Raw genomic sequence first — 12,444 nt, forward strand, 5'->3', positions numbered from 1 at the left:
GAAATAAACGAGGTAACATGATCACAGTAATTAATCACCCCTTAATTAACATTAAGCTTACAAAAATGCGCCAAGAAAGCACAACACATAGTGAATTTAGAAGTAATTTAAACGAAATAGCTTCACTCATGGTGTATGAAATTATGCGCAATTACAAACCTAAGAATATTCAAATTACTACTGCTTTAAAAAGTGAATGCATGGGCTATGCTTATAATAAGGAAATAGTTATTATCCCTATATTAAGGGCTGGATTAGGAATGGTTGATGGAATAGTAAACTTGATTCCGCAGGCTAGAGTTGGGCACATTGGAATGTATCGTAACGAAGGTACAGACCAAGTAACGGAATATTTCTACAAAATACCTAATGTTAGCAAGGAAAGCAAAATGATAGTTGTTGACCCTATGCTAGCTACTGGAACATCGGCATCAGATGCTATAAAGAAGCTTGAATCGCAAGGATACAACGACATTACATTAGTGTGCTTAGTCGGAGTTGAAAAAGGAATTAATAAAATTCAAACATTGCATCCAAATGTTGATATTTTCTTAGCTGCAAAAGATGAATATTTAGATGAAAATAATTACATTAGACCCGGACTAGGAGATGCTGGGGATAGAATTTTCGGTACAAAATAAAAAAATAAAAAAAAATTTATATTTTTTAAAAAGTTGCTATATAATTATATAGCAATTCAAATGGGGGGATAGCAAAGCGGCCAAATGCGGGTGGCTGTAACCCACTTTCTTAGGATTCGGGGGTTCGAATCCCTCTCCCCCCACCATTAATTGCCCCATAGCCAAGCGGTAAGGCAGCGGGTTTTGGTTCCGCGATGCGTTAGTTCGAATCTAACTGGGGCAGCCATATCACCTTGTAAAAAGGTGTTTTTTTATGCAATTTTAAAACAAAAATAAAGGTTTTTGTTTTATAATATACCTGATTATGAAAATAGATAGAAAATTAGAAAAAATTACACCATTAGAACAAGATTTCTCACAATGATATACAGATGTTGTCCAAAACGGAAAATTAATGATGTATGGTCCTGCTAAAGGTACAATGATTTTATTACCAAATGCTTATGGTATTTGAGAATTAATTCAAGCTGGTTTAAATGAAGCATTTAAGGAAAAAGGGGTGCAAAATGTAAATCTACCTCTTTTAATACCGGAATCATTATTTAATAAAGAAAAAGAACACATAGAAGGATTTAATCCTGAGTTAGTTACTGTTACTATGGTAGGGGATAAAAAGCTAGATGAAAAACTTTTCGTACGTCCTACTTCTGAAGTACTATTTGCTCACTTATATAAGAATTCTATTAATTCATACAAGGACCTTCCAATTATATATAACCAATGAGTAAATGTTGTTAGATGAGAAAAAACAACTAGACCTTTTTTGAGATCTCGTGAATTCCTATGACAAGAAGGACATACAGTTCATGCCGATCCTAAAGAAGCACGTGCATTAACAAAGGATATGATTAAACTCTATGCTAAATTTTTAAAGAAATATTTAGCTATACCAACAATTATAGGTAAGAAAACCCCAAATGAAAAGTTTGCAGGAGCATGCACTACATGAACAATAGAAGCTATGATGAAAGATGGCCAAGCCTTACAAGCTGGTACTAGCCATTATCTAGCTCAAAACTTTTCAAAACCATTTGAAATTACATTCAAAAACGAAGACAATGAATTTGATTATGCATATCAAACATCATGAGGTGTTACTACAAGACTAATTGGTGCCCTTATAATGACACATGGTGATAACCGCGGTATTGTTATTCCACCTTTTGTTGCTCCTATTCAAATTGACATATTAGAACTATTTGCTAATAAAGAGCCAAAGGTATCAGAAGTTGCAGGAGACTTATATAAAAACCTTTCAAGAAAATATCGTGTTAGATTAGATAGTTCAGATAAGAATCCAGGATTTAAGGCTTCTAATTCTGAAATACAAGGGGTTCCTGTCAGAATTGAAATTGGACCTAAAGATGTTGAAAATGGTTCTGTAACTATAGTGCGTAGAGATACACTTGAAAAAGCTCAAGTAAAGGTAGAAGATGTTAAAAAATACATCAATAAACTATTAACTAATATTCATGACAACTTATATGAACAAGCAGAACAAAGATTAATCCATAACAGAGTATATGTATACAATTATGAAGACTTTAAATTAGAAATAGCAAATCATAAATTTGTTGTAGCTCCATTTTGCTGTGGTGGAGAAGTTGAACAAAGAATTAAAGAAGAAACAGGTGCGACAGCAAGATGTATACCAATGTCTCTTAATAAACCTAATAAAAACGTGAAATGTATTAATCCTGAATGTAATAATGATACAAATCGTTATGTAGTTTTTGCTAAAGCATATTAATGTAAGTAGCTTTTTTGCTACTTTTTTTATTCAAATTTTTAGTTTATCTTTAAAATCTCTCAGTTTTTGAATAAAAATAATTAAAAACAATAAAAAATAAGCTAATTTAAAAAAAATAAGAAAAAAAGTTGCAAAAAATAAAAAAATTAATGTATTAAGTGAGAAAGGAGAATCTATGGACAAAAAAGACAAAACAAATAAAGGAACTTTAGCTCGAGGGTATAGTGATGTTATTAAGAATATTCACGATGCTTTAGATAATGAGACAAAAGATATTAAAAAATATGCACAATCCGGAAACATTGAAGCATTAAAAAATATCTATGATTCAAACGGGCTAAATCTAAAAAATCTTTATGATGCAATCGAAAATATAATTAAATATATTATTACAGCTCATAAAGAAGCTGAATCTAAAAATAAACAAAAATTAGCATTGCTATGAATACAATATATGACTACCAAAGATGAACAAATAAAAGAAATTATTGATGAAATGGAACAAGGCTTAAAAAGAACAAACAGTATTTTTAACTATATTCTAGCAATGATGAGTGCAGAAAATTCATGAATTATACACAAAACTTATATTGATCCTGCGACAAAGGATAATAAGCACTGATACTTAGAACACTTTTCTAAGACAACGTTTTATAAGAAAAAACATAGTGCTATTTTAGAATTCGGTAAATTTCTTTTGCAACTAGATTATGATTAATATAGATTACATTAATCATAATGATACCTACGTAGTAAATGAAAGACGAATCAAAGTCAACACATTAGCATCAGACCGTACTATCAGTGGGTTTAACGCAAGATTTGCAGTTACAATAGACCGAATTGCATCAAATGGTATGGCAGATATTACTTTCGGGTTTGAAGATAGTTTATATGAATGACGTAATGACTTAGTAAACAGTACTGATGTAAACACCTTAATAGCAGAAAGTTTTATTCCCTATAATATAGTTAAATTAATAAGGGACAAAATTATAAAGCATAGTCTTGATGTGCATGCTTCTGTTTACATTAACAAAAAACTATTTTTAGAATTTGATACGTATAATGGAACATTTAAAAAACAAATTAAACGTGTACCATATTCTTCACTGAATCAAAAATTTAGTGATATTGATAATATAGTTGTTCAGTTCTCTGCATTACCGGCTTTTAGTAGTGAAAGAACATTGATAAAAGAGTATCAAATAATTTTTGATAAAGACAAAAGTGAAAAAATTGTAATCAATCCATATTCGAACACAGCAAAATTAAAAGTTCCATATTCATATAATATAAATTTTGAACAAAATAAAAAATATTGAAAAGAACTATACTATCACAATATTATTTTAAATTTTGAGCAGCTAGATAATAAAGGCCATCACAGCAATATTATTTCTGGTTGCGAATATAATGATAAGAAACTTCTAAGGTTTCCTGGAGAGCTAAATTTTAATGAGTATATACCTGTTAGATTTAACTCTATACTATTAACACAATTTAATAGCGAAAAAATAAAACTTATGACAGAAAATGAATATCAGAACAATATTATGTTAAATAATAATGTGTATCACAACTCCGGTCGGACATTTAAGGCTCGTCTAGGAGAATTATTATATACGAATGAAGTAAATCAAACAATAACCAAAGATAATCTCTCGCAAGCTTCATTCGCACTGAAAATACCATATAAGTATGATGGTGCATTTGATGTAATATATGATATTGACTGCGGATATTTTAATGTGCAAGCATTAAAGAAATTTAATGTAGTGGGAACCAATGAACACGAAACTCAATTTGACAAAAAATTAAAAATAATAGAAATAGCACCCCAAAAAGAAACTCAATATAGATATTTAATAAGCTTAGAAGTAGATTACATAAATGTTCTAAGCGATGAGTTCAAAATACAGGATTATTTAATAATTGAAGAAAGCAAAAAACGTAAGCGCTTGAATTAAGCCATTTCTTTTAGTTGCAGTTTTAATTGGAGTCGCTAGTTTAATTGGTACCACTAGTTATTATATTTACTCATGAAGACTAAATAAAAGCCATAAAAATGATGCTGAATCATTAGATGGTGCTATATATAAAAACAATAGATACTTTTCTTCATACAAAAAAGAAAATTTTATACCAGACTTAGAACCAAGATTTTTTGAAAAGTTTGTAAAAGTTGATCAAAAAAATAACAAATTCATTGATGAAGTTGTGATTCAAGAAATTGTAAAAGATGTTGTAAGACGACTGAGAAAAAATGATGGTAAATTTTATTTTGATTATAAGCTACTATCACAAAGACATGCAATTATAAGTTTCTTATATGTGTCAAAAACCAACACATCAATGGATGAAAAATCTTTTGAGATTCTTATTGATTAGTTATAATATATTTATGGAAAATAAAAAAGAAATAATTTTATTAGAATTAAAGAAATTATCTAAGAAGAAGAACATTTCAGAAGATGATAACATTAAAGAAATAGGAATTGATTCTTTAGATTTGGCTGAACTTTTATTCGAAGCAGAAGCTAAATTTGGTGTCGAGATTTCTGATGAGCAATTAAGAAATGTTGAAACTGTAAAGGATGTAATTTCTATTTTTTCTAATTAATTTTTATAGTATAATTCTAATGCGCTAGGAGTATAGTTCAACGGTAGAACAACGGGCTTCAACCCCGTGTGTTGTGGGTTCGAATCCTGCTACTCCTGCCATTTTTTTATACTCTTTTTTTTATAATAAAGTAAAATTATTACACATATGAAAGAAAACAAATTAAAATTCGGTGTTTTAGGAACTGGAGCTTTTGGTTCCGCACTTGCAAATATACTGGTAGAAAATGGGAATAAAGTTGTAATGTATGGTATTTCAGAATCTGAAATCGCAGATATTAATAATGGACTTAACTCAAAATATTTTGGTAATTTAAAATTTAAAAATCCTGAGCTGATATCAGCAACAGATAATTTAGAGTTTTTCTTAGATCAAGTAGATACAGCAATTTTAGCTGTTCCATCTGTTGCGGTTGGATCTCTATTGACAAAAGTATCCACAATTCTGAATAAAAGAAAGATAAATCTAATTAATTTATCAAAAGGACTGGAACCAAATACAAAACAATTTTTTTCACAATATATTAAAGAAAATTATGGGGATAATATATCTAATTTTTCTTCAATAATGGGACCTTCATTTGCAGCAGAAGTTTTTGCTGGCAAGTTAACCATGGTAAACATTGTCGGAGTAAATTTAGAATTTAATGCAAAGATAGCTCAATATTTTAACAATTCACATTTTTATGTAAAGCCATTTAGCGAAATTAAAGGAGCAGAATTATTTTCTGCTTTGAAAAATGTTTTAGCAATTGGGCTTGGTATAACATCCATATTATACCCAGGGCAAAATTCTCATGCTGGATTACTGACTTTAGGAACAGGAGAAATTTTTAATGTTTATAAAGCAATGTATCCACATGGTGAAAATACTATAGGATATAATTTTTCCTCATTTGGAGATATATTTTTAACATGTTCTTCACCCTCAAGCCGTAACTTCTCATTTGGTGCTAAAATAGCTGAAATGGGTGTTAATAAAGCTTTAGCAGAACAACAGTTAACTATTGAAGGATATGATACAGCTAAGACACTACAAAAACTTATTACTGAATATCAAATAACAAATATTCCATTTTTACAAAATATTATCAAGATTTTATTCGAGGGAAAATCAGAGCATAATATATTAGATTTTTTTAAGTCTAAACAATTCTAAAAAAACTAAAAACAATGTAAAATATAGATATTAATAAAAGTACATTAATAGGAGAAATAATGATTAAACACATAGAAGAAAAAGAAAAAGCACAAGTAGTTGTTACACTTACTGTCGATGCTTCAGAATTCCAAAAGAAACTTGAAGAAGTTTCAAACAAATTAATGAAAAGTGTAAAAGTTAAAGGATATAGACCAGGTAAGGCTCCTGAAGAAAAACTAAGAGCTCATTTAGACCCTCAAGTTGTACTTGGCGAAACAGTTAAACACTTTAATGGCCAACACTTTGGTGAAGTTATTGAATACACAATTAAAAACAACATCAAAAGTTACTCACAACCTTTACTATCATATGATTTAAATAAAGATGGTTTAGTATTAGAATATAAATTTGTACTTCAACCAAACTTTGATGTAGATATGAAAGAGCTAAAAGTTAAATATTCAGCAATCAAGATTGCTAAAAAAGATATTGAAGAAACTATCAAAGAACTTGAAGAAAATATGTCAATTGAAGAAACTGTTGAAGATACAGATGCTACAACAAAATTAGGTGATACAGTTAATATCGATTTCAAAGGGTTCATTGATAATGAACCATTTGAAGGTGGTGAAGCTAAAGGGTATGATTTAAAATTGGGCTCAAAAACATTCATTCCTGGATTTGAAGATCAACTTGTTGATAAGAAAATTGGATATAAAGGTGACGTAACTGTTAAATTCCCTAATGATTACTTTGTAAAAGAATACCAAAACAAAGAAGCAGTATTCCAAGTAACGATTAACTCTGTTAAGAGATTAAAATTATTTAAATTAACAGATGAAAATGTTAAAATGTTCCAAGATCCTAATGTAACTGACTTAAAATCATTAGAAAATGTCTTAAAAGGAAACTTAAGAGTCAGAAAATTTGTTGAAGCAAATGTAAACTTCTATGAAGAAGTTGTAAAACAAATTATTGAAAAAGCTAAACCAGTTATTCATGAATCATTAGTTGTTGCTCATGTTGAAAATAGTAAAAAAGAATTTGAAAATTCATTAAAACAATATGGTATCAAAAAACAAGAATACTTAAATTTAATTAAGTCAACAGAAAAAGACTTAGAAGAAGAATTCAAAAAACAAGCTCTTGATCAAGTTTCAAAAGCAGAAGCTTATAGATCATTAGTTGAAAAATATCATGTTAATGCAACAGCAGAACAAATTGACGAATTTACTAAGAAATTTGTTACATTTGGATTCTCACAAGAAGCAGCACATGAATTTGTGATTTCATCATTAAGAATGTCATTAATCTTAAGTGATATTAATCCGGAATTAGCTGAAAAACTAGAAAAAGATTTCCAAGAAATTGTTAAATAATATTTTAATTGGATAACTTATGTTATAACTCAGGAGTGAAATCGCCATTCCCATAGTTAAATACCTAGATAATTCTAGGTATTTTTTGTTTCTATAAATTAAATGTTAAAAGAAAAAAGGCCTAAGCCTTTAACTATTTCGCAAATTTACCCAAAACAGTTGCAATACGTTCGCGTGTTGGTTCAACAACGATATAAGTTCCAGCAACACAAGCATCAGCTCCAGCCGTAAAGCTTTCTGGGCCTGTAACAGCATTAATTCCACCATCTACTTGGATTAAGTAATCGAAGCTATTATCGTCTCTTAAATGCTTTAATTCAGCAATTTTATCTAATGCAGCTGGCATAAATTTTTGTCCACCAGCACCAGGCTCAACTGACATCACTAAAACTAATGCTAAGCGATCTAAAAATGGTTTTAAAGCTGCTACAGGTGTGGCTGGTTTAATAGCCATTCCGATTTTTAAATCGTGGTGATTGTTAGATAAAAACTCTTCAAAATGTTCTAAATCATCTTCAACAGCTTCATAGTGAAATGTTATGATATCAACTATGTCTTTTACTTGTTCCACATAATCATATGGATTAACTACCATTAAGTGAGCATCTTTTATATGAGGCTTACCATTATGAGCAATATTTGCTATTTCATCAATTTGAATAGCTGTGTTTGGAACAAATTTTCCATCCATAACATCATAGTGAATTCATTTGATTCCATTTTCAACAAGCGTATTAGCCATTTGAAGTCTTTTATCAGCTTCAACGTTTAATAAGCTTGGTGTAACATATTTTTGCATATATTATTTCCTTCCATTTGTAAGTTCTTCTAATAATTTAATATAGTTATTATATCTTATTTGAGGTATTAGTTCACTGCCTACTTGTTGTTTTATTGCACAGTCTTGCAAGCTTTCATTAAAGTGCAAACAATTGCGAAACTTGCAATACGCTCCCAGCTCACGAAAAACTTTAAAACTTTTAGCCAATTCTTCTTTATTCATATCTAACGCTAAAGAAGAAAAGCCAGGAGTATCAATTAAATAACCATCTTTAAAGTCTATGATAGAAACTACTCTTGTTGTATGTTTTCCCCTACCCAAAGCTTTAGAAATTTCTTGTGTTAAAAAATTGTGTTCACCAATAGCATTTAGAGTAGTTGTTTTTCCAACCCCACTTTGCCCCATAAATACTGAATACTTACCATTAAATAAGTTTTCTAAATTAGGCAAATAATTATCAGGATTGTTGTTATTAATCAGCTCAACCCTATATTGCATGCCTCGATAAAGATTAGCTATTTCAGTTGCATATTCTAGATTTAAGTCAATTTTCGTAATAAAAAGTATAGGGACAATATTTTTACTCTCAATAATAGCAAAATATTTATCTACTAAGAAAGGCTGAAATTTAGGGTGTTCAATAGACATAAATACAATCATTTGATCAATGTTAGCTACTTTAGGGCGAATAAAACTATTTTTTTGAGGTAATATTTCGGTAATAATCCCATTTGTAACAATTACATCATCACCAACAACAGGAGATTGTTCAAGATATCTAAGTTTCCCTGCTGCTGGTATTTCTAACCTTTCAAAACCATTTGACACTGTATAAATACCTGAAACTATTTTAATAACTTTATATTGCATTAAATGTACTCCAATACTACTAAGGCAACGGTTACAGCAATAATTAATATAGCAATAAAACATAATGCAGTTATTAAAAATGCATTTGAATTAATGATATCTGCTATCTTTCGTTTTTTCTTTAAAGTTCTAGGACTCAATGGTGCTTCAAAGGCACGCTCTTGACTTAAACATGTTTTAAGGTCTTGCTGAAATTCATGAATACTTTGGTAACGGTCTTCTGGCCTTTTGGCAGTTGCTTTTATGACTACATTACACATAGCCTGTGGAATGTCAACAAATTCTTTTGGAGAAGGAAAAGTATTTTTATAGTGCATCATAATCGTGTCTTGATCTCGTGCTCCTTCATATGGGTATTGACCTGTGAGCATCTCAAAAAGAACAACTCCCAAGGCATAAATATCAACCTCTTTTGTTATTGCGGCTCCTTTAATTGTGTATTCAGGTGCTGCATAATACGGGCTACAAATAACAGCATTAACTTTGGTAAGTCGCTGTGATTCAGGTGTTAAACTAATTCCAAGATCGATAATTTTTACATTATGAGAGTCATCTATTATTATATTTTGACTCTTAATATCACGGTGGATAACGCCATTATTATGAAGTTCTCCAATACCTTCAGCAATTTTATTAATATATGTTTTGGCTTTCTTAATGTTTAATGAACCATTCGCACGAATTATATTATATAAAGTATTACCCGAAATATATTCCATGACATAATATTGTTCAACATTATCGCCATAATATTCAATAAGCTGTGGAATATGCTTAGAATGTACCTTGCCAAGTAAACTAGCCTCATCATGAAATCTTTGATATGCAACTTTGTCATAAACATTTGACATAAACTTTAGTGCATATTTTTGACTTGGATTAGATTTCAGAGTCACTAAAAAGACAGTTCCCATTCCTCCGCTACCCAATATACTTTTTATCAGATATTTGTTATGAATACGTGAACTAGAAGGTACAGAATAATTAGTTGTTGCCATTATTTATGCCCCCTTGTTCAATACCTAATATTATTAACGTCATATTATCTGTGGATTCTGACACAATAGCTAAATCAATAACTTCTTTCGCAATTTCTTTCAAAGGCTTGTCTTGTAGGATATAATATTCAAGTTCATTTTTAGACATAAATCCATGAATTCCATCAGAAGTCAAAAGAATCTTTTTAATGTTATGAAATCCCTTTGGTGATACCTCAAAAATTTCAATTAAAGTATTGTAATTAGGTAAAATTGCACTTGTTAAATATTTTCTCATTTCAGGATTATATTTTTCAATATCTTCCCCTTCTGAAATAAGCTGATTTTCAACATTATGATCAATTGTTACTTGCACTAATTCGTGTTCTTTGGCTATGTAACATCTACTGTCCCCAGAATTAAAGATGATAACGTTTTGAGTTTCATGCAAAATAAGACAACCAACAGCTGTTGTCCCCATAGATTCTTTTCCGGCTTGAGTACTAGATAATTGTTTTAGTGTGCTTTTTGCTTTATCAAATACTGAAAAAACTCATTGTTTTGCAGTTAAGTTATTTTTTACATAGAAATTGTGTATAAACTCATGTTTAAAAGTGTCTATTACAGTTTGTGCAGCTTCATCACCGAAAGAGTGACCACCAATTCCATCACACAAAATAGCAAGTGTTGCCTTTTCGTTTTGAAAAACACTTGCACGGTCGTCATTCTTTATTCTAATTCCCTTGATGGACTCTAAGTAATAATTAATCTTCAATACCTAACTCCTTATGAAGGATGGCGCGAATTTCTTCAGCTGCTCTCTCAGGCACATCATTAATAATTTTGTACTTGAATAGATATGAATCAGCTATTTCTTCTTCAGCCTTCTTCAATCTTTGCTTTAATGTTTCACTGTTTTCTGAGCCACGTTTTAAAATGCGTTCACGTAAATCGGAAACTGATGGAGGTGCTAAGAAAATTGTGATCAAATTATATTTTTCAGCTTCTTTAGAATCTGTAGAAAATTTCTTAATAATTTGTTTGGCTCCATTAGTTTCAATTTCAAGCATTGGGACTTTATTTTTTGCATGAATTTTATCTAATTCAGAATAAAGTGTCCCATAATAATTTGATAAATGATATGAGAACTCAATAAATTTACGACTTTTAATTTTGTCTCTAAATCTATCAACATCAATAAAGTGATAATGGATACCATCTAATTCACCCTCGCGAGGCAGACGAGTAGTCGCAGAACAAGATAACGATAGGTTTAACTCATCGTATTCAAAAAGCAATCTTTCTACAGTTCCTTTACCAACGCCACTTGGTCCAGTAAAAATAATAATAGGGCTCTTCTTTGTATCCATAATTAAAGTTATTATAACATTATTTTATTTTTATATTGCTATAATTATTTTAATATTTATATTAAAAGAGGTTATATGTTTTACAAGTTTTATAAACCAACAGGAGTGTTCGCCAACAAAACTGTACGCTCCTTGCAGCGAGAGCTGAACGCAAATAAGATAGGTCACATCGGCATATTAGATCCATTAGCTCAAGGACTCATGATAGTGGCTACAGATTTCGAAACAAAATTACTGCAATATGTCAAAAATAAAAATAAAACTTATATTGCTAAAGTTAAATTTGGCTATTTTTCAGATTCTTATGACAGTGATGGTAATATACAAAAGTGCATTGAAGAACCTATTACAAAAGAACAACTAGAGGAGGCTGTTAAATACATTAGTCAAACAACTAGCCAAATTCCACCTATTTTTAGTGCTAAAAAGGTGAATGGAAGAAAAGCTTATGAGTATGCCAGAAAAGACGAAAATATTGAATTAAAACCCCAAGCAATTAAAATATTCTCATATTCAATTCTAGATTTTAATTATCAAAATCAAGAAGCAGAAGTTTATTTAGAGGTTTCAGAGGGTACTTACATTAGAACGATTTTAGTCGATACTGCAGCTTATTGAAATAAACATGCTATAATGACTGCACTAAAACGAACCCAAGTCGGAGATGTTAAGCTTGGAAATCTAAAAGCTAATGAATATGATTCAATTGATATTAGCGATATTATTTCACTACCAATATTAAATTTAAAAAATGAAAATATTAAAGCGATAGAACATGGAAATTCATTTAAAATAATAGCTGCTGACGGGATGTACTTATTGCGAAACCCTGCAAATAATTTAATATGCGCTGTTGGCGAAGTAAAAAATAATGTTTTTCAGCCAAAAAAGGTAGCGCTTGAAAGGATATAAA

At 30.1% G+C, this 12,444-nt stretch carries 14 protein-coding genes and 3 tRNA genes; 12 read left to right on the top strand and 5 right to left on the bottom strand.

The genetic code is table 4. The features are described from left to right. Positions 1 to 17: 17 nt before the first annotated feature. The 11 genes from upp to tig all read left to right on the top strand — a co-directional run bounded on the left by upp (position 18) and on the right by tig (position 7,533). Positions 18 to 641, top strand: coding sequence for a uracil phosphoribosyltransferase (upp, locus tag ACNQ12_RS02390; RefSeq protein WP_418019301.1), 624 nt, complete (start codon positions 18 to 20; stop codon positions 639 to 641). A 62-nt stretch (positions 642 to 703) separates the two neighbouring features. Beyond that, positions 704 to 787, top strand: a tRNA-Tyr gene (locus tag ACNQ12_RS02395). 5 nt (positions 788 to 792) lie between these two features. Beyond that, positions 793 to 867, top strand: a tRNA-Gln gene (locus ACNQ12_RS02400). Between the two features lie 78 nt (positions 868 to 945). After that, the gene (gene proS / locus ACNQ12_RS02405; protein ID WP_416754691.1) at positions 946 to 2,391 is read left to right on the top strand and encodes a proline--tRNA ligase; all 1,446 of its coding nucleotides are present in this window, start codon (positions 946 to 948) and stop codon (positions 2,389 to 2,391) included. Positions 2,392 to 2,566: 175 nt separating this feature from the next. After that, on the top strand, positions 2,567 to 3,109 hold the full coding sequence (locus ACNQ12_RS02410; RefSeq protein WP_416754693.1) for an MG284/MPN403 family protein: 543 nt from the start codon (positions 2,567 to 2,569) through the stop codon (positions 3,107 to 3,109). Further along, positions 3,102 to 4,361 carry an MHO_1580 family protein gene (locus ACNQ12_RS02415; protein ID WP_418019302.1) on the top strand — a complete coding sequence of 420 codons (1,260 nt, stop codon included), beginning with the start codon at positions 3,102 to 3,104 and terminating at the stop codon, positions 4,359 to 4,361. The genes ACNQ12_RS02410 and ACNQ12_RS02415 overlap by 8 nt, the downstream gene beginning before the upstream one ends. Continuing rightward, the gene (locus ACNQ12_RS02420; RefSeq protein WP_418019303.1) at positions 4,327 to 4,782 is read left to right on the top strand and encodes an MHO_1590 family protein; all 456 of its coding nucleotides are present in this window, start codon (positions 4,327 to 4,329) and stop codon (positions 4,780 to 4,782) included. Before ACNQ12_RS02415 ends, ACNQ12_RS02420 begins: the two co-directional genes overlap by 35 nt. Before the next feature lie 13 nt (positions 4,783 to 4,795). Next, entirely contained in the window at positions 4,796 to 5,014 is a 219-nt protein-coding gene (locus tag ACNQ12_RS02425; RefSeq protein ID WP_416754698.1) for a phosphopantetheine-binding protein, read from the top strand. 26 nt (positions 5,015 to 5,040) lie between these two features. Beyond that, a tRNA-Trp gene (locus ACNQ12_RS02430) sits at positions 5,041 to 5,115 on the top strand. A gap of 46 nt (positions 5,116 to 5,161) precedes the next feature. Further along, positions 5,162 to 6,172, top strand: a complete 1,011-nt coding sequence (locus ACNQ12_RS02435) for an NAD(P)H-dependent glycerol-3-phosphate dehydrogenase (protein ID WP_416754700.1) — start codon at positions 5,162 to 5,164, stop codon at positions 6,170 to 6,172. 59 nt (positions 6,173 to 6,231) lie between these two features. Then, positions 6,232 to 7,533, top strand: a complete 1,302-nt coding sequence (gene tig / locus ACNQ12_RS02440; protein ID WP_418019304.1) for a trigger factor — start codon at positions 6,232 to 6,234, stop codon at positions 7,531 to 7,533. Positions 7,534 to 7,666: 133 nt separating this feature from the next. Here the strand turns inward: tig and ACNQ12_RS02445 are convergent, their stop codons facing one another. From ACNQ12_RS02445 to gmk, 5 genes are read right to left on the bottom strand one after another with little or no spacing between them, the layout of a single operon-like run. Next, complete coding sequence (locus ACNQ12_RS02445; RefSeq protein ID WP_416754703.1) at positions 7,667 to 8,332, bottom strand: ribulose-phosphate 3-epimerase; 666 nt, start codon at positions 8,330 to 8,332, stop codon at positions 7,667 to 7,669. Positions 8,333 to 8,335: 3 nt separating this feature from the next. Next, positions 8,336 to 9,184, bottom strand: a complete 849-nt coding sequence (gene rsgA / locus ACNQ12_RS02450; RefSeq protein ID WP_418037231.1) for a ribosome small subunit-dependent GTPase A — start codon at positions 9,182 to 9,184, stop codon at positions 8,336 to 8,338. After that, positions 9,184 to 10,182, bottom strand: coding sequence for a serine/threonine protein kinase (locus ACNQ12_RS02455; protein ID WP_416754706.1), 999 nt, complete (start codon positions 10,180 to 10,182; stop codon positions 9,184 to 9,186). Before ACNQ12_RS02455 ends, rsgA begins: the two co-directional genes overlap by 1 nt. Beyond that, positions 10,169 to 10,936 carry a PP2C family protein-serine/threonine phosphatase gene (locus tag ACNQ12_RS02460; protein WP_418019307.1) on the bottom strand — a complete coding sequence of 256 codons (768 nt, stop codon included), beginning with the start codon at positions 10,934 to 10,936 and terminating at the stop codon, positions 10,169 to 10,171. Before ACNQ12_RS02460 ends, ACNQ12_RS02455 begins: the two co-directional genes overlap by 14 nt. Continuing rightward, the gene (gmk, locus tag ACNQ12_RS02465; protein WP_416754709.1) at positions 10,926 to 11,531 is read right to left on the bottom strand and encodes a guanylate kinase; all 606 of its coding nucleotides are present in this window, start codon (positions 11,529 to 11,531) and stop codon (positions 10,926 to 10,928) included. The genes ACNQ12_RS02460 and gmk overlap by 11 nt, the downstream gene beginning before the upstream one ends. Before the next feature lie 75 nt (positions 11,532 to 11,606). On the opposite strand from gmk, the gene truB reads away from it, so the two are divergent. After that, positions 11,607 to 12,443, top strand: a complete 837-nt coding sequence (gene truB / locus ACNQ12_RS02470) for a tRNA pseudouridine(55) synthase TruB (protein ID WP_418019509.1) — start codon at positions 11,607 to 11,609, stop codon at positions 12,441 to 12,443. Position 12,444: the final 1 nt, after the last annotated feature.

The organism is Mycoplasma paraquilae, from assembly GCF_048284415.1.
In the GTDB taxonomy this organism is placed as follows: Bacteria; Bacillota_I; Bacilli_A; order Mycoplasmatales; family Metamycoplasmataceae; genus Mycoplasmopsis.